This window comes from Oligoflexus sp. (assembly GCF_035638955.1).
Classification (GTDB): Bacteria; Bdellovibrionota_B; Oligoflexia; order Oligoflexales; family Oligoflexaceae; genus Oligoflexus.
On the sequence record NZ_DASQYZ010000337.1, the window covers coordinates 1 to 25677 of the forward strand.

Annotated in this window: 19 protein-coding genes and 1 tRNA gene; 9 read left to right on the plus strand and 11 right to left on the minus strand. The window is 53.1% G+C overall.

The window, feature by feature from the left end:
- Window positions 1–474: 474 nt before the first annotated feature.
- A tRNA-Pro gene (locus VE954_RS29660) sits at window positions 475–550 on the plus strand.
- A gap of 248 nt (window positions 551–798) precedes the next feature.
- Window positions 799–2109, plus strand: a complete 1311-nt coding sequence (locus VE954_RS29665; protein ID WP_324959770.1) for a HAMP domain-containing sensor histidine kinase — start codon at window positions 799–801, stop codon at window positions 2107–2109.
- A 22-nt stretch (window positions 2110–2131) separates the two neighbouring features.
- On the opposite strand, the gene trxA is transcribed toward VE954_RS29665, so the two are convergent.
- The 7 genes from trxA to VE954_RS29700 all read right to left on the minus strand — a co-directional run bounded on the left by trxA (window position 2132) and on the right by VE954_RS29700 (window position 9354).
- Window positions 2132–2458: a thioredoxin gene (gene trxA, locus VE954_RS29670; RefSeq protein ID WP_324959772.1), complete on the minus strand. Its 327-nt coding sequence runs from the start codon at window positions 2456–2458 to the stop codon at window positions 2132–2134.
- Window positions 2459–2577: 119 nt separating this feature from the next.
- On the minus strand, window positions 2578–3450 hold the full coding sequence (locus VE954_RS29675) for an ABC transporter permease (protein WP_324959774.1): 873 nt from the start codon (window positions 3448–3450) through the stop codon (window positions 2578–2580).
- 12 nt (window positions 3451–3462) lie between these two features.
- A complete protein-coding gene (locus tag VE954_RS29680) occupies window positions 3463–4398 on the minus strand; it encodes an ABC transporter permease (RefSeq protein WP_324959777.1) in 936 nt (311 codons plus the stop codon).
- Between the two features lie 15 nt (window positions 4399–4413).
- On the minus strand, window positions 4414–6219 hold the full coding sequence (locus VE954_RS29685) for an ABC transporter substrate-binding protein (protein WP_324959779.1): 1806 nt from the start codon (window positions 6217–6219) through the stop codon (window positions 4414–4416).
- The gene (locus VE954_RS29690) at window positions 6216–7214 is read right to left on the minus strand and encodes a dipeptide ABC transporter ATP-binding protein (protein ID WP_324959781.1); all 999 of its coding nucleotides are present in this window, start codon (window positions 7212–7214) and stop codon (window positions 6216–6218) included. Before VE954_RS29690 ends, VE954_RS29685 begins: the two co-directional genes overlap by 4 nt.
- Before the next feature lie 6 nt (window positions 7215–7220).
- Window positions 7221–8204 (minus strand): ABC transporter ATP-binding protein, encoded by a 984-nt coding sequence (locus VE954_RS29695; RefSeq protein ID WP_324959783.1) that lies wholly within the window; start codon window positions 8202–8204, stop codon window positions 7221–7223.
- A gap of 163 nt (window positions 8205–8367) precedes the next feature.
- Window positions 8368–9354 carry a YheT family hydrolase gene (locus tag VE954_RS29700; protein WP_324959785.1) on the minus strand — a complete coding sequence of 329 codons (987 nt, stop codon included), beginning with the start codon at window positions 9352–9354 and terminating at the stop codon, window positions 8368–8370.
- Between the two features lie 217 nt (window positions 9355–9571).
- Here VE954_RS29700 and VE954_RS29705 point away from each other — a divergent pair, with 217 nt between their 5' ends.
- The 3 genes from VE954_RS29705 (at window position 9572) to VE954_RS29715 (ending at window position 13024) form a co-directional block, all read left to right on the plus strand.
- Window positions 9572–10822, plus strand: a complete 1251-nt coding sequence (locus VE954_RS29705; protein WP_324959863.1) for a M48 family metallopeptidase — start codon at window positions 9572–9574, stop codon at window positions 10820–10822.
- Between the two features lie 26 nt (window positions 10823–10848).
- On the plus strand, window positions 10849–11520 hold the full coding sequence (gene lexA / locus VE954_RS29710) for a transcriptional repressor LexA (RefSeq protein WP_324959787.1): 672 nt from the start codon (window positions 10849–10851) through the stop codon (window positions 11518–11520).
- A gap of 175 nt (window positions 11521–11695) precedes the next feature.
- Window positions 11696–13024 (plus strand): sensor histidine kinase, encoded by a 1329-nt coding sequence (locus tag VE954_RS29715; protein WP_324959865.1) that lies wholly within the window; start codon window positions 11696–11698, stop codon window positions 13022–13024.
- Here the strand turns inward: VE954_RS29715 and VE954_RS29720 are convergent.
- From VE954_RS29720 to VE954_RS29730, 3 genes are all read right to left on the minus strand, one after another.
- The gene (locus VE954_RS29720; protein ID WP_324959789.1) at window positions 13001–15385 is read right to left on the minus strand and encodes a TonB-dependent receptor plug domain-containing protein; all 2385 of its coding nucleotides are present in this window, start codon (window positions 15383–15385) and stop codon (window positions 13001–13003) included. The genes VE954_RS29715 and VE954_RS29720 overlap by 24 nt on opposite strands.
- A gap of 132 nt (window positions 15386–15517) precedes the next feature.
- Complete coding sequence (locus VE954_RS29725; protein WP_324959791.1) at window positions 15518–16672, minus strand: hypothetical protein; 1155 nt, start codon at window positions 16670–16672, stop codon at window positions 15518–15520.
- Between the two features lie 184 nt (window positions 16673–16856).
- Complete coding sequence (locus VE954_RS29730) at window positions 16857–17081, minus strand: hypothetical protein (protein WP_324959793.1); 225 nt, start codon at window positions 17079–17081, stop codon at window positions 16857–16859.
- Between the two features lie 273 nt (window positions 17082–17354).
- Between VE954_RS29730 and VE954_RS29735 the strand changes: the two genes are divergently transcribed.
- On the plus strand, window positions 17355–18029 hold the full coding sequence (locus tag VE954_RS29735; RefSeq protein ID WP_324959795.1) for a hypothetical protein: 675 nt from the start codon (window positions 17355–17357) through the stop codon (window positions 18027–18029).
- 3 nt (window positions 18030–18032) lie between these two features.
- On the opposite strand, the gene VE954_RS29740 is transcribed toward VE954_RS29735, so the two are convergent.
- Window positions 18033–20084, minus strand: a complete 2052-nt coding sequence (locus VE954_RS29740) for a SpoIIE family protein phosphatase (RefSeq protein ID WP_324959797.1) — start codon at window positions 20082–20084, stop codon at window positions 18033–18035.
- 170 nt (window positions 20085–20254) lie between these two features.
- Here VE954_RS29740 and VE954_RS29745 point away from each other — a divergent pair, with 170 nt between their 5' ends.
- Genes VE954_RS29745 through VE954_RS29755 form a run of 3 tightly spaced genes read left to right on the plus strand, consistent with a single transcriptional unit; the run spans window position 20255 to window position 25629 of the window.
- Complete coding sequence (locus VE954_RS29745; RefSeq protein WP_324959799.1) at window positions 20255–20890, plus strand: hypothetical protein; 636 nt, start codon at window positions 20255–20257, stop codon at window positions 20888–20890.
- Between the two features lie 13 nt (window positions 20891–20903).
- Window positions 20904–22370, plus strand: coding sequence for a hypothetical protein (locus VE954_RS29750; protein ID WP_324959801.1), 1467 nt, complete (start codon window positions 20904–20906; stop codon window positions 22368–22370).
- Window positions 22363–25629, plus strand: a complete 3267-nt coding sequence (locus tag VE954_RS29755) for an error-prone DNA polymerase (protein WP_324959803.1) — start codon at window positions 22363–22365, stop codon at window positions 25627–25629. Before VE954_RS29750 ends, VE954_RS29755 begins: the two co-directional genes overlap by 8 nt.
- Window positions 25630–25677 lie beyond the last annotated feature (48 nt).

Genomic DNA, 25677 nt, shown 5'->3' on the forward strand with positions numbered 1-25677 from the left:
TGTTTTAGCAGTTCCTGGATTGGGCCGCCAGGCCCCGTTAGATCAGATAAAGTCTTTACGTCTTTCAGTTTATCCTGAACTTTGCTCAGATCGAACGGCAGGCTTTCTGATGGTTGGGATTCCTTATCCATATCCAGCTCCAGCTCCTTCCATGGAGACAGCGTCCGAGCTTATCTCCGTTGAGGCTGGTTACACAAACTTTTTTACACTCCCTTTTTAGGTTCTGAAACATAAACTATTATTCACACATTTCCGCCTCTTCTCGTCAATATGCCGCACTTCATGCCCTTCTTAGAGCCGGGTTCACCTTTCCACCTTCATGACCCAACCGGTTACTTGTGACCAGATTTCAAGTCCTGTTGGCAGAAAGCCACCTCCCTATCGCGCCAACCCATACACTTTTTCTTCCATCCCCTCAGATTTCGAGTTGAACCGCTGATGATATTACAGTACAAACTCTATCTCCACTTGGAGCGGGGCGTAGCGCAGTTGGTAGCGCGCGTGGTTTGGGACCATGAGGTCGCAGGTTCGAATCCTGTCGCCCCGACCATCTTTCTCTTCTTTCTTTCTCCGTTTATGAACCATTTCATGCAAAGTCCTTCATATTACCCTGCATAAGTCCCATCATTCACGTCACATAGTGTGCTTCCCATATCCGAATCAAACCTAACAACTCTTGAGCTGTCTGGTGTTGTGGACTATACATAGCCAGCAATAATCGCCACGCGCCAGCGTTGACGATAAACTGATGGTACTGGCTCCGCCGCTTCGTGCACGGGTCAGGTAGGGAAACCTGTTGTGAACATTGTCGCCTCCCGTCTGGCTTCTTTTTGTATGCGGCACCTTGAAGCCGGCCAGAATTCGCTCAAGGATAAAAGCTGCCGCTTGCAGCTTATGGTCCTGAATGCCTCAGTCTATATCTCGTTGGGCGTGACGTCCCTGTATGCTCTTATTCTTCTGCTGACAGGGCAGTTGGCGTTGCTGATCATGCTCCTGATCCCAGTGATCATACTGCTCTTCTTCATTCTCTATCTGGCGCGTTGTCGCTGTTTTTTAACCGCAAGAGTCGCTTATCTCGTCACCTGCCTTCTCTCTTTACTCTACGGAATTCATCTTCAAGGGAAAGAAACCAATCTCTCTCTCTTATGTCTGCATCTAGCACTTTTTCCCTTCCTTCTCTTTCGAGCCCACGAGTGGCGTTGGATTGCTTTCTGCTCCACCGCTGCGTTTGCCGTTTTTGAAATCGTTGATTTTAACCTGATCCCCATGGGCACACAGCCGCTGGCTGAAGGAACGGCTCGCATCCTGCGCTTGGTTATTACCTTGGGTTCTTTCATTTGCATTACCACCCCATCCGCTCTTCTCCTCTGGCAGTCCAATCAGCAGTATCGTAAAGCCTTGAAAAGAAACCGCGTGCTCGCGCTGGACGAGAAGATGGCCGCGATTGGTCGACTGGCGGGAGGCGCGGCGCATGAAATCAATAACCCACTTGCGATCATTCAGCTGACGCTGGAAAGCCTGGAAAATCACGCGGGGCCAAACGACCCGCGCGGCATAAAACCCCGCATTCGAAAGGCCTACGATGCCATTCACAGAATTCATAGCATCCTGCAAAAACTTCTGGTTTCGACGCCGCAGGTACCGGCCCAGCCGGAACCACTGTGCGTTCATGCGATAGCCCAGCTGATCACCCAGCGATCGAAACGTTATCTTTATAACCATGGCATTCAGTTGAAAATTAAGGTCGATCTCACCGATCAATCGGTCATCCATTGTGAACGCCAGCATGTGATCGATGCCGTGGATAGTTTGATCAATAATGCTCTGGAAGCGATGCTGGGTCACAAGACGCCAGCCGTTTCTTTAACACTTCGCAGTCACGACCGATTTTTTCAGGTGGAGGTTGCCGACTGTGGGCCAGGGGTTTCGGATGAGATCAATCGCTCACTCTTTACACCGTTTTTCACAACGAAAGAAGTGGGAGCGGGTCTGGGGCTGAGTCTTTATAGTGCGCGATGCATTGCACGGCAGTATGGAGGGGATCTAACCTGCGATAGCGGACCTAGCGGTCGGTTTTGTCTTTCACTTCCGTTACAGAAGCTGTCGTGACTCACGACCGCTGATGCATGGTTTACAAGGCTCGTTCAATCAACTTCTGCAGATTCTGAGGGGGCTGCGCGCCAACCACAGATTCGCTCACCTTGCCATTCTTAAACATCACAAGAAATGGAATCGAACGCACACCGAAGCGTGCGGAAACTTCTGGATTTTCGTCCACGTTGATCTTGACTACATTAACCTGGCCCTGGTATTGCTCGGCCAATTTTTCAAGACTGGGACCGATCGAAATACAGGGGCCGCACCAAGGAGCCCAGAAATCCACCAACACAGGCTGGTTCGACTGGAGCACAACAGATTCAAAATCGGCATCGGTAACTTGCTTGGTGAAAGTGGCCATAATTATTACCTTTTGTAGTCTTTGTAGGGGCCCATGCGGACCTTTATAACTTCTAACAAGATAAGGCTCACCTCGAAACTGTCAAGGGACAAGCCCAGGAGTTTCAGGTAAGCCTCGAATCAGTCAACGAATTTTGGATCCAGAGCATCCCGCAGAGCATCGCCTACGATATTCAGGGCATAGAGAATTAGAAACATGGCAACAGTGACTCCGAAGAGTGGCCACCAGATACCATTGACCAGTTCGCCCCCCGCATCGGATACCATAGTGCCCCAGCTGGCGCCGTCCTGTATACCGACACCAAGGAACGTCAGAATCACTTCAAACTTGATGGCTGTGAGTGTGATCAGTGAGGCACTGATAATGGCCAGATGAAAAACGTTGGGCAGGATATGACGAAAAATCAGCCGAAAATCACTCGCACCTAGAAGACGTGCCGCTAACACATATTCCATGTTGCGATGCTTCATGACTTCGCCGCGAATCAGACGACACAGTCCAACCCAGGTGACGGCGGCCATCGCCACACAGATGGATAAAAGCCCTTTGCCCATGACATAAGCGATGCCAACCAAAAGCAGAATGTTGGGGATGGAGGATAGCACCGTATAGAACCAGGTGATCATGGCATCGATCCTGCCACCATAATATCCCGCCACAGCACCAAAGAAAATGCCAACCGGCACCGAAATCAATGTGGTCAGAAAACCGATGGTAATTGCCGTTTTGGTGCCAATAAGGATTTTATACAGCACCGAACGCCCGAAGAGATCAGTGCCGAGAATTCTGGCTACGGACATGGAGGGGGTTTCATTGCCCGCTCCAACCCGCTCTTGAAAATCAGGCAAAAGACCCAAAAAACCTGCCACGGCAATCAGCACGTATCCGATCAGGACGCCAAGACAGATCAGGGTGAATTTATGACGTTTGAAACGGTTCCAGGCTCTTTTTCCAGGGCTTTCGCTTTCATTGACTAACTCATGCGCCGTCATATTTTTCCTGTTCTATCCATCCAGCTGCACGCGTGGGTCGACGTAAGCATAGAGGATGTCGATGAGCATGTTACAGATGGTAAAGGTGATCGCGATCAGAACCGTGAGGCCCTTGATGATCGGGAAATCACCATTGTTGACACCCGAAATCAGGATGTCGCCGGTGCCAGGTATGGAAAAAAAACGTTCGATCAGAAAGGCCCCGAGGATCAGATTGGGAATCTCAATCACCGTATAAGTGAGAATTGGAATCAGAGCATTGCGCATGATATGGACAAACATCACCCGGGCCGGCGAACAACCTTTGGCAAATGCAGTTCGAACATAATCCGCCCGCGTCTCATCCAGAAAAACCGTACGAAAGAGCCGAATCTGCGGGCCTGCATTCACGATCATGGTGATAAGCCAAGGCAAAATCAGATAAGGAATCGCATTCAGTCCCGGCTCAAACCCGTTAATGGGAAACCATCCCAGCTTGTAAGCCAGGAAGTATTGGAAAAACATGATATAGACCATGTACGAGACACTCATGCCGGCGACAAACAGCACAGTGCTGTAGCGATCAATCCATGAACCCCGATAAAACGCAATGGTCACGGCAATGATCAGGTTGATGAGGATGCCTCCAAAAAACGGCGGCAGGGTGAGCATCAGCGTAGCCGAGGCCCCGCTCGCGAACATCTCGCTCAGCTGCTCACCCGAGTTGAAGGATTCACCGAAATCGAAGGTCACGATCTGCTTCAGAAACAAAAGATACTGGGTGCCGAGCGGCTTATCGAGATTCCACTCGGCGCGAAGATCCTCGATGGCTTCGGTGGTCGCATGATTGCCCAGCTTCATCCGCACCGGGTCCTCGCCGACCTGGGTGAACAGGACAAGGACGATGAAGGCCACGCCCAGGATAATGGGAATGGTTTGTAGAACCCGGCGAATGATATAGTTGATCATGGCAGGATCTCCCGATTAATCAGCCAGGTCCATATACTTATACGGATATTCTTCCAGCAAACTGCGCTTGAAGTTACGAACATTGGGCTGCAGCAGGCCCATCACATAGTGACTCGTGATCAGAATCATGGGCACCTCATCTTTCAGGATCGCATCCATTTCCGCAAAGATTTTATAGCGCTCGGGTCCATTCATCATGTGCCGGGATTTCTCATAAAGAGCATCATATTTCGGATTTTCGAAGTTGCTGGTATTGGGACCAGGGGCCTTATTTTTGCCATAAAAGAGGGCATAGAAGTTTTCAGCATCGGGATAGTCGGCATTCCATCCGGCATCAGCGATCTGATAATTGCCTTCATCGGTCTTTTTCAGGAAGTTGGAAAAGGACTGGAAGTTGCCGACGATTTTGATGTTGGCCTTGGCCAGCTCATTGCGCATGTACTCATACTGCTGACGCTGATCCTTGATCGCCGATCGGTATTCAACCATCAGAGGCGGCAAACCTTTGCCATCGGGATAGCCAGCCTCTGCCAGCTTTTTCTTGGCCATGGGAATGTCCTGGGTGTACCAGGTGGAGCCGGTTTCGCGACCGCTGCCGGCGATTTCATTCGGGATCATCGATTCCGAACGCACGCCGCGACCGTTGTACATCATCTCGATAAAACCGTCCGCATTCATCGCATAAGCAATGGCCTGCCGCAGAGCCTTGTTCGAGCCCACCACAGGATCTTTCATACCGAAACGCATGAAGTTGGTGGCGAGGCTCGGCACGTAATAGAGTGCATACTGCTTTTCAAACTCGGGTTTGAGCTTGAACTTTTTGGTCCCGTCGGTGGTGGGAACCCTATCCACCATAGCCACGTAATCATCACGGCTGATGGCAACCCATGCGACTTCACCCTTCTTGAACTTCAGCATCTGGGGCTGGGATTCCTCGATCAAAGGCAGATGAACTTCATCAACTAAAGGCAGCTTTTTACCAGCTGATTGCAAAAGTCCAGCTTCCTGATCCCCGGCCGCACCTTCGGTCGGATAGGTCCCATGATAGTTGGGATTCCTGGCCAACACCGTGGTGCCGCGACGCGCATAGGATTTCAAATAGAATGGCCCGGTGCCGATCGGATTTTTATCAAAGTCGTCACCGAATTTTTCAATGGCCTCACGCGGGACAACCGAGGTGCCTTCAAAAGCCAGCGGATAGAAATTGAGTGGGCTGTCGCGAGTAAAGGTGATGGTGAACTGGTAGTTGTCGACTTTTTTAAGGCCGGAAATTTCATTTTTGTCGTAATTGAAGGTCTTGCCTTGCTTCCGTGCCAGTTCACGGAACTCATCCATGCCCACCACGAGACCCTGGATCAGGGTGTAACTCAAACGGTTGGTATTCGCGTCCGCGAAACGTTTGAGGGAATAGATCACGTCATCGGTCACCATCTCGCGACCCTTGCCACCTGGGAAAATCGCATGGTCATGAAACTTCACACCCTGCTTGAGCGTGAAGAGATAGGTCACACCATCAGCTTGCTTTTCCGGCATTTTCGTCAGCAAGGATGGCGCCAGCTCGTAGGGCCGTTTGAGATAGCTGTACTCTAAAAGCACATCGAAGATATTGCGCGAGTGCTGGCGTGAAGCTTCATCGAAAGCCTTGACCGGATCGAGGCTTTTTTCTTCCGAGCGGCGGTAGTGATATAATATTTTGGGACCGCTTGGGCTGCTTTTCACGCTGCTGGTTTCTTCAGGTTTTTTCTTCGTGCAGGCAGGCTGCACCGCCATACCACTCAGCAAGCACATTAAGACGAGCAAACGGCTTCGAATCTTCATCATGAGTGAGGAGCCTCCTTGTTCAGTTCCTTCGCCAAATGACAGGCGACCAGATGTTGAGTGTTTGATCCGAGAGGCAGCAAAGGGGGCAGTTGCTCTTTGCAAATGGCCACGGCATGGGGACAGCGGGTGTGAAAGGGGCAACCCGTCGGGGGACGACTGGGACTGGGCACGTCCCCTTCCAAAACAGCTGGTTTTACCGCACGGCGTGGATCCGGTTTGGGCGCGGATGCCATCAGCGCACGGGTATAAGGATGAGCCGGTCTTGCATAAATCTCCGAGGATTCTGCCACTTCCATCAACCGACCCAGGTACATCACGGCCACGCGGTCTGAAATATACCGCACCACATTCAGGTCATGCGAAATAAAAATATAGGTCAGCTTCAGTTGCTTCTGCAGATCGATCAAAAGATTGATGATCTGCGCCTGGATCGAGACATCCAGGGCGGACACGGCTTCATCGCAGACGATCAGACTGGGGCGCAGGGCCAGCGCGCGCGCAATGCCGATTCTTTGCCTTTGACCGCCGCTGAATTCATGGGGAAACTTGTTCATATCGGTCGTGCGCAAACCAACCAGCTGCATCAGCTCACTCACCTGCGTGCGACGCTCGGCGGCTGTCCCCAATCCATGCAGCAGGAAAGGCTCTTCCAAAATTTCGAAAATGGGTTTGCGGGGATTCAAGGACGCGTAAGGATCCTGAAACACCATCTGAATGTCGCGACGGAAACTTTTGAGAGCTTTTTTATCGAGGTCGGCAATGTCCTGGCCGCGAAACAGAATCTGTCCCGAGGTGGGTTTGTAGATCCGAACGATGGTGCGACCCAAAGTGGATTTGCCACAGCCCGATTCCCCCACGATGCCAAAGGTCTCGCCTTCCTCCAGCTGAAACGAAATGTCATTCACAGCATACACGAACCCCACCTGACGCTTCAGCAGGCCGCCGCGTATGGGAAAATGCATGCTCAGATTTTTAAGCTCGAGCAGACTGGTCATGAAGATTTATTTTCCTTCCAGATGACAGGCCGCGCGATGATCCCCGGCCACAACCGTAAGATCGGGCGCCTCCACAAAGCAGCGATCAAAGGCAAAGGGACAACGGGTATTGAAACGGCACCCCTGGGGCAGATTGCGCAAACTCGGAACGGTGCCTTCGATGGTGTAGAGTTTTTGCTTTTTGGTGATGGTCGTCGAAGGAATGGACTGCAGAAGACCTTTGGTATAAGGATGCCGCGGATTCTCAAAGATGGAAAACACATCACCATGTTCCACCGCCTGGCCCGCATACATCACCACCACCTGATCCGCCATCTCTGCAACGATGCCCAGATCATGCGTGATAAAAATAATCGACGTCTGCTTTTCCTGCTGCAGTTCTTTCATGAGCTGCAGGATTTGCGCCTGGATGGTCACATCAAGCGCCGTGGTGGGTTCGTCGGCGATCAAAAGACTGGGTTCGCAGGCCAGTGCCATCGCGATCATTACTCTTTGCCGCATGCCGCCCGACATTTGAAAAGGATATTCATGAAGCCTTTGCATAGGGTCGGGAATGCGCACCAGCTTCAGCATGCGTAGCGCTTCCAGACGAGCCTCATGACGCGACACGCCGCGGTGAATGCGGATCACTTCGGCGATTTGATCACCGATCGTGTAAACCGGATTCAGCGCTGTCATCGGCTCCTGAAATATCATGGAGATGCGATCACCACGGAGGGCGCGCATTTTTTCTTTCGGCATTTTGGCTAAATCCTGGCCTTCGAAAAGAATCTCGCCGCTTTCAACGAAACCATTCGCTTCCTGGACCAGACCCATAATCGTCATGGCTGTGACGGATTTTCCACAACCGGATTCACCGACGACCGCCAGGGTCTTGCCTTTTTCGACGGTAAAGCTGATCCCATCAAGGGCGCGTACTGTCCCTGTTTGCGTCTGAAAAGACGTGCGAAGATCCCGTACACTGAGCAGGGTATCTTTGGAATCCAACATCAACCTTCCCGATCATAAACGTAGGTTGCAGATATTAAGTGACCTCCCTTCTAATCTATTTCGCATTGACTTGCAATTGCGTTGCATAGCCATTCCACCCGAAGCAGAGTCAGCTGTTCGGGTGGCTCAGGATAAGCGTCTTTTGGCTTTTTAATGATCCAGACTAAGCACTGGCGCGCAGCCGCTCTTGGACCCAGGTGGTAACGAAGTAGTCCAGCCAGCGATTATCTCCCTGCGGCGTCCGGTCTTTGCTGATAAAGCCAAGATGGCCTCCGGAGGTCTGCATGGAAAGCACGGCTTTGGTACTATAGGGCGCACGTAAGACCGATGAAACGGGAATGATCGGATCATCGGCGGCAGCCAGAATTAAAGTGGGAAGCCGGATATTACCCACAATATGCTTGGGCGAGCAGCTATCATAATATTGATCGCGATTCAGAAAACCGCCCAAAGGGGCAGTAATGACTTCATCGAAGTGACGCAATGAAAACCGGGACATTTTTTCCGCGACAAAGTCCTTATCGACCACGCTCCGATCGAGCAATTGCTTGAGCAGGCTGCGCACGTAAAAAAGATCGAGATGCTTATTGCTGAACTGATCGATCGTGCGGGAACTGTGTTCCAGGTCAATCGGCGGGCAAACGGCCAAAGCGGATTTGAGTTGGGGCAACGCGCGCATATCGCTGACACGGTTTCCCAGAAGATTCAGAAGGATCGTGCCGGAAAGTGAAAAGCCAACCACCAGCAGCGGACTGTCGGGCCAGCGTTGTGTAATGCACTGCAGACCAGCCAACACATCGCCAACTGAACCGGAGTGATAGATGCGGCGCGCGAGCTTCCCGTGCTGCCCAGCTCCACGATGGTTGTGGCGAACCACGCGTATGCCCATCCTGGTGAGCTTGGCCGTCATTCGTAATTTATAGGAAGAATCGGAATCACCACCGAGGCCATGCATCAGGTATACGATAGGCGTTCGCTGGAAAGACGCAGAAGGATGATTGATATCCAGAGCAATGGCATCTCCGTCCGACAAAGGAACAATCATCTGCTCATCCGGTAGGATCGGCGATGAATTGGGCCATAAATAGGCGATGACAGTCTGCAGTTGACCGCCGGGACAGAGAGGATGAGGCTTGAATGAGGAAGACATGCGCGTACTCCAGGAGAGATGCCCTCTTGTCGGCATAGGCACCTGACGGGTTGAGGCCGTTCCAGGCAAGTCTTTGACTTGGATTGACTTTTTGGCGCTGGAAAATTTGCAAATTCTCGACAGCTACTCGACATTCTTCACTTTTTTACTTTGCATTTTGGCTCACCTATCGTTAGTTTGGGTCCGTAACTATTTATGGGGAAATCCCTTGAACGCTATGCCCATACTGACTGTCTATCTCATCCTACGCCTGGCGCAGTATAGCATCGAAACTCTGCTGGCCTACCTCAATCACCGCCATGCCCAGGACCCGAAACGTCAGGCTGAAGCCGGCAAGGTCCTCGGTATCAGCCCTGAGGCGATGGCCAAATCCTCAGCCTATGCCCGGGATAAGTATCACTTCTCCCAGATCTCCAATGCGGTTCAGCTGCTGGTGACCCTGATTTTTCTCGCTGCAGGTGGCCTGGGTTGGGTTGAACAGACCATAAGCCCCCTGACCGGTGGCGCGGCGAGCCCAATTCTTACCGGCCTGGGATTTTTCGCGCTGCTTGGACTCCTCGGCTTTGTCCTGAGCCTGCCCTTCGACCTTTACTTCACCTTTGTCATCGAACAGAAACATGGTTTCAATCGCCAGACGCTTAAAGGCTTCGTCACGGATCTGATCAAAACCGTGCTGCTGACCGCTCTGTTGGGTGGACCCCTGCTCGCCGCACTGCTTTTCGTCATGGGACGCACGGGCAGCAACTGGTGGATTCCCGCCTGGCTTTTGCTGTTTGGTTTCAGTCTTCTGACCGCCTGGCTTTATCCCACTCTCCTGGCTCCCCTTTTCAATAAGTTTCATCCTTTGGAGGCAGGGGCCTTGCGCGATGACATCTATCAGCTGGCGCGCAAGATTGATTTCAATACCGATGGCATTTCCATCATGGATGCCTCGAAGCGATCCTCGCATGGCAACGCTTACTTCACCGGCGTCTTTGGTAAAAAGAAAATTGTGCTGTTTGATACCCTGGTGAAAAGCATGACTCCGGCCGAAGTCGTCGCCGTCCTGGCCCACGAGCTGGGGCATTTCAAATTGCATCACGTCCGCTGGTCGCTCATTCGCAGCTTTTTCATCACCGGCCTGATGTTCTACGGGCTCAGTCTGTGCCTGCCGTTGGTCAGCTTCTATCAGTCTTTCGGTTTGCCGGCTGTTTCGGACTACGGCGCCCTCGTGGTATTTTCACTGTGGTTTGGTCCGATTAATTTCATCTTACAGCCGCTCCTGAGTCAGATTTCAAGACGCAATGAGTTCCAGGCCGATGCCTTCGCCCTGCAGAACATTGAGGATAAACGCAAGCTGGGCGATGCCCTGCTGAAACTTCGTGAAAACAGTCATCTCATGCCGATCACCCACCCCTGGTATTCGGGGGTTTATCATTCGCATCCGCCCCTACTCGAGCGATTGGATGCCATGGGATATCTTCGTTAACAAATTGACTCTGAAAGGTGCAGCTTATGCAGAACTTGACTCCACGCCAGCTCAAAGCTTTCGAGTTTATAAAATCGCACACCGAACGTGTGGGCTATGCCCCGACGCTTCGTGAACTCTGTGACTTTATGGGTTATAAAGCCGTTGGCTCCGCTCAGGATGTGATTGCCTCGCTGCGGAAAAAAGGCTTTATCACCACTCCCCTCAAACAGGCCGCACGATCCCTGACACTCTCCGACAAGGGCAAAGCCTTCTACGGAGTGAAGCTCGCCGCGCCTGGCGACATGGGCGATTCCTTTCTGGTGCCCTGCCTCGGCAAAGTTCCCGCTGGCGTTCCTATCGAAGCCATCGAGGATCATTCCGGTTATATCCGGGTTTCAAGCAGTCTTTTGCCACGCTCCGTCACATCGGAAAATCTTTTTGCCCTGCAGGCCAAGGGGCTCTCCATGCTCTACGCTGGGATCCTGGATGGGGATTGGCTGGTGATTCAGCAGCAGCAGGATGCTCCGCACGGCACCATCGTCGTCGCGCAGGTGGGTGAGAGCGCCACAGTAAAAAGGCTGTGTCTCGACAATCGTCGCGGCTGGTATCTGAAACCGGAAAATCCGGACTTTCAAGAAATCCATGCCGACATCGAACCCTTCGCGGTTTTGGGCCGCGTGGTCGCCTTGCAACGCACCATGTTTGACTTGAATTAATGCTGACTTTTCCAAGTCAATTCAATTTAGCCAGAATGGCTTTTCCCACCCTTTAAGTTATCGCCTCGGTCCACAAAGGCGATAACTTGACCTCTTTCCCCGGTACTCGTTTACATATTGTTTCTCAGCGGCTAGGATACGCGCGCAACCATAAGGCAGGGCTGGCACGTTGACTATGCATCAGCACATCAAGAAATCCGAGATGGAGGCGCATCAGCGGCAGATTCGCAAGCTTACGCGATTCCATGCGCTCTCGGATTTGGTTTATGTTCTGATTTTCATCGTGGGTCAGCGCTATCGGGAGCTGGTCGTTCTTTTGCTGTTACAGATTCCCGTCAATCTTTTGCTGCTGCGACTGGTCCATAATCTGAATTCCAGGCTCAAAGCCCTGATGATCCTGCTGCAGAATACCACCCTTTTTATTTTCGCCAATATTCTGGGCGAGGCTGCGATGGTGCAGGTGCTTTTCCTCTGTGCTTTTTTAAGCCAGATCACCCATCTGCGTCCCCAGCGTGGGATCGAATGGGCGGCCGTGCTTGCTGGGCCTGTTCTTTGGAATATTTTGGAGTGGCATAATTACAATGTTTTTCACCTGACCCGGTCGCAGCCGGAGTGGATGGTGCCTCTCATGCGGCTGGTCATTATCAACAGTTCGTTTATCTTTCTGTTTTTGGTTTTTGATTTCCTGCGTCTTCGCTTTATGGAAATTCAAAATGAAATGGTCGCCGTAGGCACGCATCTGCAGCAGGCTAAATCCACCATTGAACGGCAGCAGTCCGCGCTGGTGCAGAATTCCAGAATGCAGGCTCTCGGCGAGATGGCCGGCGGCATCGCGCATGAAATCAATAATCCCCTATCGATTATTGAAGCTCAGGTTTACGCTCTCCGGGCGAAACTGCAGAAGGGAGCTTTGACCACGGCCGACATGGTGGATTCGATTCAAAATCTGGAGAAGACATCCACCCGCATCTCGCACATTATCCAGAGTCTTTTGCAGATTTCCGGTGATGGCAAGCGGGATGCCTTTCAGAATGTCAGCGTGGTTTCCATCCTGGCCCATGTCGAGGATCTCTGCCGGCAGAAATTTCAGCACCACGGCGTGGATCTGATGATCGATAAGGATGTTCCAGAATCCCTGCTCATTCCTTGCCACCAGTCACAGATTGCCCAGGTGCTGTTAAGTCTTTTATCCAACGCCTTTGATGCTGTGCTCGGAGCGTCCGAGCGTTGGGTCAGGGTCTGGACCGTTCACGATACGGAACGCGTGGTCTTCATCGTATCCGACAGTGGTCCGGGGCTTGCGCCCCAGCAGAAATCCAGACTTTTTCAGCCTTTTTCCTCGTCCAAACCCATAGGCAAAGGCATCGGTCTTGGCCTCAGCATTGCCAAGGGCATGGTGGAACAGCACCAGGGTCTTTTGTGGCTCGACACATCGGCAAGGTTCACCACCTTTAAGGTGGAACTGCCCCTGGCCAATCCCTCAGAAATTCCAGGCCAGACGTGAGTAATACATACCGCCTTTGAAACCAAAAGGCGTGGTCTCCCAGGAATACTTGAAGCTGCCCCCGGCATAGCTGCGAACCGGATGATCCGCATTCATGGCTTCAGGATAAATATTAAAGAGGTTCTGCGCGCCAACATCCAAACGAACACCGCTGGCAAAAGCATAACCGGAGTGCACATCCGTGATCCACTTGCCGTCATAGGTCTGTTTATAGCCACTGAAACCGGCTCCGGAGACCGGCCCATAATAATTGAGCTGGGTGCCTGCATTCCAGCGCGCCTGGTTGTATTCACCAGCCAGTTGCAGCCGATCACGGGGCTGACCTTCTTCCGTTAAAACGATCTGGCCTTGTCCAAAAATCAAAGCGGGATCTATACCCTCCGGCGCACGAACATCGACCACTTCGGTCTGGTTCCGATAATAGCCAAAGCGGGTGTTGATCGTCTGGCCCGCATTCAAGGGAATCAAATAATCGACCAGCACATCCACGCCGCGGGTATCCGTGTCAATGGCATTGGTGAAGAACTGAGCTGCATCCACGTTGAGGGGATCCAGAACCGCCCGGATGGGACAATTGCTGTTATCAGGCGCGCAGCCCGCCGCAGGTTCTGCATTCAGAAATTCGGAAAGGACGATGCGATCCTGCACGCGAATCCGATAGGCGTCGGCTGAGATGGTCATGCGAGGCAGCGGTTTGCTGAAGACACCGATCGACTGGTTGATGGACGTTTCATTCTTAAGATCGCGCAGACCGATGGCCTCGAAAGTGGCACTGCCCTGACGCGCGGTCTGGGTTTCGGTTAATTCCGAACCGGCGAACGTCGTGCTGCGGGAGCTGTAATTCACCTGCTGCAGGGAAGGCACGCGGAATCCGGTGGAGACTGTGCCGCGGAAAGCCAGTTGCGGCGTTACATCATAACGCATGGAGAGCTGACCCGTGGTGGAGGAGCCGACATCTTCATAATCCTCAAAACGTCCGGCCACAGCGGTCAGAAAATCCTTGGCGAACCGCGATTCCAAATCGACAAAGGCTGCCCGGGAATAACGGGCTGCGTTGACTTCATTGGCCGGTTGAAAACCTGGGAAGCCTTGGATACCGGCCGGGGCCAGTTGCCCTTGTGGCCCCAGAAGGGTCAAGGAGTAATCGTTGGTCGGACCATAGGTCCACGAGGCTGGGTCACCGGCTTCGATTTGATAACGTTCCTGGCGATAGACCAGACCGGTTGTGAGATCGAGTTGCCAATTGTCCCGAGCCACAAGACTTTGCCGCAGGTCCAGGTTCGCGGTGGCATCGGCATAGCTCAACGTTCCATCATCGGTTTCGGTGGGTGACGCATCACCGAGGGAAATGTTCATGGAGTTTTTGGAACGGAAATTAAAACTGTTCTCCCCATAGCCATAGCTTAAGTCCAGATCGCCGTTGCCGACCTCGCGTTTGATTCCAGCCACGACCGAACGATCCTGGATACGGGTCACGAGCAGGGGCAGTGTTCCATTGGGATAAATATTGGGATTGTTCCGATCACTATCCGGTTCGCGAAAGAAACCACCGGCTTCACTGCGACGCTCGGCAGCACCCCCAAAAAGGTAAAGCACCGTCTGGTCATTGAGGCGCCATTCACTGTTCAGGAAAGCCGAGCCGTCCAGAGCTTCCGATTCCCCAATACGCATGGTTTTACGGCCGAAACGCTGGTCAGTTTCCGCGCGATTGGTTTCACCACGGCGTTGAATCTCACCGCTCACCTGCACAAAACTCTCGGCGCCGATCAGGGAACGGGCGGTAACGCCGGTCAAGGCTGTGTCGCCATCGCCGGTATAATTTTGTGCTCCATAGACATGAACCTGATTGGTGGTGGAGCCATCCTTTAAAACGATATTGATCACGCCGGCAATGGCATCCGATCCATACTGGGCCGATGCGCCCTGGCGCAGGATCTCGACCCGCTTGATGGCCGAAACCGGAATGGCATTGATATCGGTTCCTGCCGAGCCGCGGCCGACTGTTTGCTGCACATTCAGCAGAGCCTGGCTATGCTGCCGTTTGCCGTTGATCAGAATCAGGACCTGGTCAGGACCCATGCCTTTGAGTGTGGCAGGACGAACCGCATCAGTCCCGTCCGAAACAGTGGTGGCGGAAAAGTTGAAGCTCGGCGACAGGGCCTGCAGGAGTTTGCCGGTTTCCGCGATACCGGTCTTCTCGAGCTGTTCCTCATCATAAACCTCGATGGCCACTGCGGCTTCATCGGCGCTGCGACCGATCACACGCGTTCCCACCACTGACATTTTTTCGAGCGGCTGATTTTGAGCCTGAACGTCCCAGGCCAGGCCAAGCAGGCCCAGGGCTGTCATGAATTTTTGCATAGTCTTCCACCATAAGGAGAGTTGAAAGACGCTAGATTAAGATGAGTCGAAGAGCTTGCCTAGATGGGCAGGGAGTGGCTACATAACAATACGGAGTGATCATTCGCTGATCACCCCGTTTCCAGTGAAGACTTAAAACATGCGGGACGCCTGGGCGAGTGTCGAAAGATTGCGGTAGTCGACCCGTGACGAGCCATTGCCCACCGATCTCACGATCCAGACGAAGTCGGGATGATCATCCGTAATCCATTCGCCACCGATGATATTCGAGTTGCCGTCCAGCTCGAGGATATAGCGCCATTGCTTTTCGGAATAGTCGCGTTGCGGTTTCAGCTGCGTGGTCGGGTTCACACCATTGACCACCATGACCTGTGCATCGACATTGACCAGGAATTGGGTACCGGGAGCCGCATGCTGATAAGCAACGTCATCACTCAGTGGACGCAAATTGCTATATTGGAATTGATAACTCTGAATCGGGTAGTTCCAGACCATCTCATCACGGGATATATCAACGACCAGTTTTTGACTGGCGTCCCCTACAAAACGATCCAGGGCCAGATGAATGGTAGCGGGGTTGATATCACGGCATTCAGGTTCGATGACCCGACCATTGGCATCCTTGGTGACGGTGGGACGGTTGCAACGCCCACCGGCTGCCACGTACTGCTTCGGCGCGAAGGTATAGTAATAGGCCATGAGCGCCTTGATGTCCTCGGGATAGAAGTCAATTTTCTGCCCGCTCGCCGATTGAGCGCGAACCATTTTGATAGGTTCATCCTCCATCGAAGCGGCCAGAGCCCAGCCGTCGCAGATCCCAAACCAGGTCGGAACTTTATTGCCAAACTTCTGGGCTGTTGACACAACCTTTTGCTGCTCCGACCGGGTGAGTCCCATGGAAGGGTCATTCAGCCAAAGATCGTATTTTTCTGCAGGCGAGAGCTGCTTGACCTGTTCAGGCGGCAGCTGTAAATAATCCTGAAAGGCGGCGACGCCGTAAAGAAAATCAACGTAGGATTCTGATTGGATGAAGTTCTGCCACCGTTGGGCAATCCCGCCCTGATAGGTGGGCCAGTAAAAGCCGCTCCAGTATCTGCGGGGGTCATTCACCTGCGCCGAGGTGCGGACGTTGGTATAGGGCTTGGTGGCCAGACCAATTCTTTGATAGGCATTCACTGCATTCGGCGCTTCACGCAGTTCGCTGTTCGATACAGGCTGGGTCGATGATCCACACGACGAAAAACTTAGAAACAGTGCAATAGAGGAAACACGCTTGAGAAATCTCATGTTGATTCTCCTTAGCTCACATGAAATGTGTCGCCATCCTCCGACGATCCTGTCTGTTTGTAAATCAAAAATTTTGGGGAATTCAAAAATTTTGGTGGAGAAAGGCGAGCATGCGGAATCCTTCTCAGGACCATCATGCACGATTCCATGCATCAGATAGGAAGATAAGTAGAGATGCAAGATCCTAGCGGCGTCGCGCTACAGTCTGAGTCATGCGCACCTGAAAAGGTCGAGCGGCATGCGTAGTCTTATTTTGTACTTCATCCTCTTCGGGCTCGAGAGCCGAAGGTTTCTTCAGCTCATGACTCGCCTTCAAACGATCGGCAAAGCTGTGCACTTCATGATCGTTCGAATCATTCACATCATTTTGAGCCACCAAAGTCAGCGTCATAAGCAATGACATCAACATAGCATCCGTCCTTCCCGACAGTTGAACCACCTTCATTCGATGCTCTTCTATTTCAAGTATAGTGCCAGGCATAAGTCCTAATAATGACTGTGGGACAAGGTATCATGATTCGTGACACAGACTACAAAAGCTGCGCTACACGAAAATCCCGGCCGGATGAAATATTGACTTATTATATCAGTGGGTTAAATACGCCTGCCGCGGGTGTGCCGCATTTTGAATATCCGATCGTCCTTGGGTTGGTCGTTTGGATAACCCCACTTGAGGTCTTCTATGTCCAGCAATTCTGTTCAAGTTCGCCAGGTTATTCGTTGGATGGCGGGTTTACTTTTCGCGGTGCCGGCTTTTGCGTCAAATGATGGCACTGTCCGGGATGAAAGCAGTCGGGGCCATCGCACACGCTCGACCTATAGCCTTGAAGTTCAACCGCTTGGCTTTGGTGATGGCCTGGCCGGCGGCGTGATGGGTTCCTATTATCTTCGTCCTGATGTCCATCTGGGACTGAAGTACCTGCGCAGTGACGAGGTATCGGGCCTCTTTGATGATTACAGGGCGCATTCGGATTTGCTGGCGATCACTGTCAAGGAATTTACCAGCAACAGCTTTTACATGGAAGGCGGCTTTGGCGTTCGTAAAAAATATGTGCATCGGGAAAACAGGGATCTCATCATCGAGGATTCCACGTTCTGGGTCACGCATACAAGCGACTATAGCCGCACCGACGCTGGGTTTCTGATTGGCATCGGCAACCAGTGGCAATGGTCGCGATTTACGATCGGCTGCGAATGGATAGGCGCCTATATTCCGGCTTCACCCACGAGGGTCAACGGCAATAAGGAGGAAATCCGCGAGGACGGCAGCCGTCGAAACCTCTCCTTGGATCGTTCCGACCGGAATACAGAAACGTCCATCCGTCTGTTGAATTTTCATTTGGGTATGGTGTTCTGAAACTCAGGATGCTTTGCAGTTGATCAGCAAAAGAGAGCGGTCATCTTCCAAACGGAAATCCTTGCCGACTTCATCCAAGGTGGATTGCAGCACGTCGATCGTCATCGGCTCCGAAGGCATCTGATCCAGTCGCTGGATGAGGCGCTTGAAAGCTCGCGAACCTTCCATATAGCCGTCGGTGAAGGCGAAGAGGATGGAGTCCGCCGCCGGCCGCAGTTCTTCGTGGCTGATGACATTGTCCTCTGTCACGCCCAAGGCCGAGGAACGCAGGGAAATATACCGTGACTGACCCGACTCCCGCAAAAACCAGCCAGGTGATCCCGCATTATGAATCTCGACATGACCGTCCTGATGCAAGGCGATCGCGGTGACCGAGCTGCTGATCTGCTTGTCGAAAAGTTCCAGGAGCCGACGGTTCAAACGCTGCAAGGTTTCCTGAATGGACATGCCGAGACCCTGGCATTCGCCGAGGATGCCGATAATCACAGCGACCGGGATGGCCGCAGAGGGACCTTTGCCCACGACATCACCCAGGAAGATACGCCTTTCGGTGTCACCAGCTTCCCAAAGATAAATCCAGTCCCCACTCATCTCCTGCGCGGGCTGATAGCTCATGGAGATGCCAAAGGGATGAAACGTCTGCTCCATTTGCGAGGGCAGAAGGATTTCCTGGACGGCGCGTCCCAGGTTCAACCGTTCGGCGAATTGCACCTTGGCTTTTTCCTCTTCCAGGCGGCGGGCCCTCTCCTGCAGGTACTGGTTTTCCACTTCCATCACCCGCCATTCGCTGCCCAACCTGTTATAAATGTACTGAATGATGCCGCCTCCGAGCAGGCCGATCAAGGGCATAACCCAAGGCACAATAATACTGTGATAGCTGAAGAGGTAATTGACGAGCGTAAACCAAAGGGCCGCTACGATAAGGAGAAAAGCCCAGTACTGCATCGGCCCTGTATAGCGGGCAATGGCTGTTCCCAGGATCGTGCCCAAAATGATCAGCCAGGGCAAGGAACCCATGGGCGTGAGCCACCGATTGGCCACCACCGAGTCCACCAGTGTCGACACCAGAATGCCGTTCGGCAATTCACCAAAGGGCGCCCCTTCAATGAAGTTGGTGGCACCCGTATAGAAGTCAAACAGGATGAGAACCACATCATCTTCCTGAATCCAGGATTCCGTTCGATCCTCGCGAGCTCGTTTGATGGCATGCTGCAGACTGCGCATGTGGGCCACGTCGTAAAAAAGAGGAAGAGGTCGATGGTTGACATAGACGCTTCCATTCTCACGCAGTGGAACCTTCTGGCCATTGATTTCCAAATTTTTTCCGACCTCGATGCTGTCCGCAGCATAAAGAGCGAGATGGGGCAAAAGATAATGGGTTTGATAGAGAATAAAGGGCATGACGCTGCCATTGGTGTTGATCCTGATATGACCCACACCCGTGAAGGCCCCTTGAAAGGCTTTTTCATAGGCATAAATAAAACCCGAGGTATCCTTCACATCCTTGCTGCTGCGCATATGCCGCAGGACATCCTCCCAATCAGCGCCGGGTTTAAGCCAGCGTGTGGGTCCGTATTTGTCCTCTTCCAGTTCCAAAGGCGACCGCAGTTTGATGGCAGCCTGGTTGATAAAGGAACCCGTATAGACCGGCGCGTCCTTAATCTGCCGAAGACGTTCCAAATCTTCCTCATTGGTTTTCTCAGGCATCAGCGAAAAGACTTTATCAAGAATAATGGCTCGAGGTTTTTTCTTGGCGATATTGCCGAGCAGCAGGGAAAGGTCATGCACGCTCAGCTCGGGTTTTTTCAGAAAATCGATCGTGCCATCATCAAGCGCCAGAATTTTCAAACGCGGTGAAAGCTCCGGGGTCTTGCCCAGCTTGTCACGGACGCGGAAGAGCACGGGGTCGGCGGCATAGGTTTGAATGGAATCGTGCACCGCACTCGGGCCGATGAGCTGCAGGATCAAAACCCAAAACAGCCATACGAGCACGAACAGCCGCTGCGAGTTTTGGCCGTGCTGAGAGTTACTGGTATTTTTGGTCTGCTCCTGCAAACCGGACCTCCACGTTTCTGCCATACGCATCGGCAAACCCGCGCCAGTCTTGATAATTGAGTTTGGGAATTCTGTAGAAACCCCTCGCCCCAAGGGATGAAATTTTCGGGCGGAGTTGACGAAGCGGCCTGGACCTGGTTACCATGCTTTTGTATGGTAAGGGGTATGTTGTGCAAAAGAATGAGAAAAAACCAAACGTTACAGTCCCTGCAAGCCAGCTCTCCCAAGGGAAAGCGAGGTTATCGCAGCCGCCGCTGCCCAGCCACGTGTCCCTGCTCGACAGCTTCCTGGGTGGCGGCCTGGGTTGGGGCGACCTCAGTGAATGGGGTCTGCCCTGGGGAACAGGCCTACGGGATCTTATTCTGCCTTTTCTGGTCAGTGCCCAACAGGGTGAACAGCCGCCAGCCTGGGTTCTATGGGTTTATGGGCAAAAGGATATTTGTGTCAATCCTCTGGCCTGGCATGCCCGCGGGATTCGTTTGGAGCAGCTGCGCTTTGCTTTCAGCACCAAACCTCTTATCGAATTGAAACCACTCTTTCTTTCCGGTTTTTTTCGCGTGATTGTCCTGGACGGCGTACCCCGCCTCACCGACGAGGACTATGCGTTTCTTGCAAGACAGGCGCGCCGTCTGCAGCAGCACATCCTCGTTCTGCATCCTTACACTTTGACAACAGCCCATGGCAACGTCTGGGCCCGCATCCGCATCAACTGCTGGCGGGACTTTTCCCACCAGCATGTCGGCATCACGCTTCTCAAGGGTCATCAGCAGCGGCAGCTTCTGCTGCCTTTCCATAATTTCATTTAACAAGGAGACAGCCATGCATAAGCTTCTGTCCTTTCCTGATTTCACACGGAATTTGCAAAGCCCTCAGCAGGATCGCTTTCTGGCCCTGCAGTGGCCCGCTTCCCCCGCGGAAGCGAAGCAGCTGGGGCATAGTTTAAGTCCCGAGGTGATGCACTGGGCGGAAGATGTATGGCTGATTGATCTAGCGAGCTGTCAGGTCTACTGGCAGTCCCAGGCCCAAACAAGGCGGATGAGTTTTCATCAACTCCTCCTGGGGCATCTGGATGAAATCTGCGGGGTCTCAAGCTACCGGGCGGTCCTTGGCGATCATCCGTGGCAGGCGCTTTTGCTTTTACCCTGCCTTGCCCAGCAAAATTATTTTGGTCTCATCAATCGGCACAGTTCCATGGGCGATAATCTTTTGCAGGGGCTCAGCTGGGATGATTGGTGGCAGGCCTGTACCCGTTATGCCGAACACAGCCCCGGAGAGGGTTCACGTGTGGAACTTCAGAAGCGGCGAAGACCGATGCAGCTTGCTATGCGTCGACTCGGCTGCAGCACACCTCATCATCTTAAGAAAATGCCGCCCGAACAGATTCGGCGAAGATTCGGTGCCTTTCTTGGTGATCTTTGGAGTTTGACTTGGCAGCCACCATCCCCGCCTCTGCTTCCCAACAGTGCGGCCCCTATGCTTTTCCCTTGGCAGAGCGAAGTGCAGGGTGCCGATCTTTGCGTGCGCCGCACTCTGGATGCACCGGCCCGGGATTGGGATGTGCTGGAAACTTATTTACGTGATGACCTCAATCACTTCCCGCTCTTAAGTTCCTTTAAGAAAGGTGAGCGTATTCTGGCGTTGGAGTGGAAGATTGTCCTCTACAACCTGCAAGAACTCCCTGTCTCAATCCTCTTTCGCCATCCCCATAGCCTCCAACATGATTATCCCCAGCAGAGGACAGCCCTGCTCCAAATTTCCTTTGCTCTGCAAAAAGCTTTGCAGCAGCAAAGGTTAAGTGAATTCGAGGATCCATGCTTTTGGATCGTATCCTGGGAACTCCGCATCACTCAAAAGTTGCAGCCACCCCCACGGCAGCTGACTCTTTTTAACGAAGGGGAAAGCAGCGCGTGGGAGGAACTCCTGAATCTGGAGAACCAGCTCCCGGCTCCCCTCGAGGCCTATGCTTTGCGTGATGATTGGGTGCCCGAAGATTCCTTTGCCAGAGCCGGACAGGAAACCATCGCGCCGCCTCAGCCCGAGCATGTCACCAGTCTCAACAGCCTCGGTCGCAGCCGACCTCTCTATATGCAGAAGAAAGCCTATCCCCTGTTTCGTCCTGGCCAGAGCCTCTTGTGGAAATTCCGCGAACGCACCATGGAGAAATGGTGGATCCGTCCCGGCCAGACCGCGGTGCGCGATTATTATGAAGTTCTCTGTGATCAGCAGCTCCTGTGGGTCGCCCGGGAATCCGCCGGGCATTTCCTGGTTCTCGGCGTCTATGGCTGACGCTTCAAGGCCCTGGTGGGAATGGGCCTGTCATACCAATTTCAGTTTTCTGGTCGGCGCCTCGCATCCCGAGGATTGCGTGCAGAGAGCCCATGAATTGGGTTATCGCGGGCTTGGCATCACCGACTATGATGGCGTGTATGGGATTGTGCGAGCCTTTCGGCAGCAGCAGCTGCTGGCCGAGGGCCAGGTGCAGCAGCTGCTGGCCGAGGGCCAACAGATTCCCCTTTTTTTTGGCAGTGAAATCCATCTGGCAGCGGATCATAAACAGCCTCCTGTCTATCGGGACAGCATCATCCTTCTGGCCCTGAATCGCTCCGGCTATCACCAATTGAATGAGCTGATCAGCTTCGCCCATAAGGGCAGCAAGGATGCTGCGGTCCTGCCGCTGGATCGACTTTTGGCTGCCGCCAGTCCGGATCTGATCTGCCTTCAGCCCATGCGGGGTCTCATCCGTCGGGCCACGCCGGCCATGGTTTATGCCCGTTATCAAAGCGTGCGCGAGGCCTTTGGGCCTAATTTTTTTCTTCTGATCAGTCGGCATTTGAATCCGGCCGAGGATCATTGGATTCCTTTAACCCTGGAGTTGGGCCGGCGTCTTGAGATTCCTTACCTTTGCAGCCAGGATGCTTTCTTCCATGATGAAAAATCCAAGGAACTCTGTGATATCCTGCAGGCCATCCGCTTGAATCAAACGGTGGACGAGGTGATGCCGCACCTTTTCATCAATCGTGAACGATGTCTGCAACCGACCGAACTGCTCTATCAGCGTTACCAGGGTTTGCCTGGTTTTGCAGATTCCATGCGGCGATCGCAGGAACTGGCGGAACGCTTTCGCTTCAATCTTTGGGAACTCTGCTATCAGTACCCTCAGGAAATGCTGCCTCCGGGACATACAGCCCAGAGTTATCTCGAAGAAGTGACCTGGGAAGCGGCTCGGCAACGCTATCCGGGTGGCATTCCTTCCTCTGTGGCCAGCACGCTCGAAAAGGAATTGGATCTGAGCGCGCATCTGAGCATCGCCGATTATTTCCTTACCGTCTGGCAAATCGTCAGCTGGGCACGCTCACAGGATATTCTCTGTCAGGGCCGAGGCTCCGCGGCCAATTCCGCGATCTGTTATGTGCTTCATATCACATCCGTGAATCCCGAACGTTTTGAACTCCTTTTTGAACGCTTTCTGTGTGCCGAGCGTGGTGAGCCGCCCGATATCGATGTGGACTTTGAACATGAGCGGCGTGAGGAGGTGATCCAGCATATTTATGAACGCTACGGCCGCCACCGTGCAGCCATGGTTGCCAACGTCATTACCTTTCGCAGTCGGAGTGCTCTGCGCACAGTGGGCAAAGCCCTGGGCATCCCCATGCCTATCATCGAAGACGTCAACCTTCTGCAGGAAAGGCGGCTGCAGCGCCTGGAGGCACCTACGCTCGACGAAAACATGCCTTCGGGCTGGGGCGACCCAACCGTGACGGACCGGATTCCGGTGGATCTGTGGTTCGACCTCGCCGAACGCATCAAAGGTTTTCCGCAGCATATGGGCATCCATTCCGGAGGCTTTATCCTGAACCATACGGACATGACCACCATCTCGCCGATTGAGCCAGCCACCATGGAAGGTCGCACCGTTGTTCAATGGTCCAAGGAAGATATTGAGGCGCTGAATATTTTCAAAATCGATGTGCTGGCTCTCGGCATGCTGACCGTCATTCGCAAAGCCTTCGACCTGGTGGAGAAGACTCAGGGGAAACGTTATACGCTTTATGGAATACCGGCCGATGATCCCGCCACCTATCGCATGATTCAAAAGGCGGAAACAGTCGGCACCTTTCAAATTGAATCGCGGGCGCAGATGTCGATGCTGCCGCGTCTGCGTCCACAAAATTTTTATGAACTCGCCGTGCAGATCGGCATCATTCGTCCGGGTCCCATCGTCGGGGGTTTGATCAATTCCTATCTGCGGCGCAAGCAGGGCAGGGAACCGATTCTTTATCCGGATCCACGCCTGATTCCCATTTTAAAGCGCACACTCGGCATTCCGATTTTTCAGGAGCAGGTCATGCGCATCGCCATGCTGGTGGGCAATTTTTCGGCATCCGAAGCGGATCAGTTGCGCAAGCATATCGGCAGCTGGTCCCCCACCAAAGGCTTTGGGCCGATGGTGAAAAAGTTGGAGGAGGGTTTTCGAAAAAGCGGTCTGCAGGAAAAATTCATCACCCAGATTCTGGGCCATCTTCATGGCTTCACCAACTATGGTTTTCCGGAATCCCATTCGATTTCCTTTGCCATGATCGCTTATGCCTCCAGCTATTTGAAGTGTCATCACTCAGCCGCCTTTTATGTGTCGCTACTGAATTCCCAGCCGGTGGGCTTCTATTCGATTCATGCGCTGGTGCAAACAGCCAGGCGCGAGGGTCTGGCCTTTCACCCTATCGACATCAATCGTTCGGACTGGGACAGCACACTCGAGGAACAGAGGCCCGGGGTCTGGGCCATCCGTTTGGGCTTTCATCTGGTGGGCGGCATCAAGGAAGCCGGCGCGCGCCGTCTGATCGAGAAGAGGCGTTCCCAGGGGCTCTGGACCAGTCTGGGTCCATTTTTACAGCAAAACGTCACCCACCGGACCGATCTCACGGCCCTGGCGGCAGCGGGTGCTCTGCAAGGTTTTGGAATCGATCGCGCGGCCGCCATCTGGCTGACGGAAGCCGTGCCCTTTGCTCCGCTTTTGGATCATGAGCTGCCTTATGAATTTACCGTCGAGGATGATCAGATGCGTCTGGAAAGGGATTTTGGCAGCTTCTCCACCACACTGGGGCAGCATCCCGCCCAGCTTTTGCGGGAACGCTTTTGGTCCTATGAACTGCCCGTGCAAAAATTGGAAACGGCCAGCCAGCTCGGCGAGCGGCGCGATGGTTCAACCGTTCATGCTTTTGGGCTTGTGCTGGTAAGACAGGCGCCCATGACGGCCAAGGGCATGGAATTTTTTACCATGGAAGATGAGACAGGTTTTATCAATTTGGTCTTCACGCCGCAGACCTTGGGGCTTTATAAGCATATTGCCCATACGCATGCTTTTCTTTGTGTGCGGGGACGTTTGCAAAGGCAGGGGGAAGGACATTCAGTCCTGGTGCAGCAGGTCTATCCAAGACATGTGAAGGATCCGAAGATTGCGTCTTTGCTGGATCGTACCGGGCCCAAAGCTCCGGGGACTCTCGAGGAAACTTTCACCAGGCTGCCGCCAGCACGAAACTTCCATTAACCGAAGATTACCGAAATGCGGCGTAAAGCCCCTGGCTTCAGCCATGGG